The sequence below is a fragment of the Arcanobacterium bovis genome (genome assembly GCF_004331995.1).
Classification (GTDB): Bacteria; Actinomycetota; Actinomycetes; order Actinomycetales; family Actinomycetaceae; genus Arcanobacterium_A; species Arcanobacterium_A bovis.
In genome coordinates this window covers 1-310 of sequence record NZ_SJDT01000030.1, presented here as the reverse complement: position 1 = coordinate 310, position 310 = coordinate 1, and the positions used below count along the sequence as shown (strand labels likewise).

Sequence of the window (310 nt, the reverse complement as noted above, 5' to 3'; positions counted from 1 at the left end):
GACGTCGGTTCGCGCAGGCGAAAACCGGATATAGCCGTGCGCAACAACGTGGAGTGAGCATGACGTCGAAACGCTCGCTTGGGCGTGAAACTGGCCGGAAAACTGTGGCACTGACCGTGCGGCTCGTGCGGGTTGTTGCCGCGAAGATCGTAGCATCGATCGCCGCGCTGTCGACGCCGATAATCACGGGAGTCGTTGCTGTTATAGCTGTGATCGCTTTGATCGTGGCCATGCTTCCTTCATGGCTGGCCAGCTATCTTTTCGACGAAGATGCCCAAGCTAATGCTTACGCTGCAGTTCTCATGACAGA

1 protein-coding gene is annotated in these 310 nt (G+C 56.8%); it reads left to right on the top strand.

Going from position 1 to position 310, the window contains the following annotated elements:
* Window positions 1-59: 59 nt before the first annotated feature.
* Window positions 60-310, top strand: a 251-nt coding sequence (locus EZJ44_RS08645) for a hypothetical protein (RefSeq protein WP_131282583.1), incomplete at its 3' end; no start/stop codon positions are given.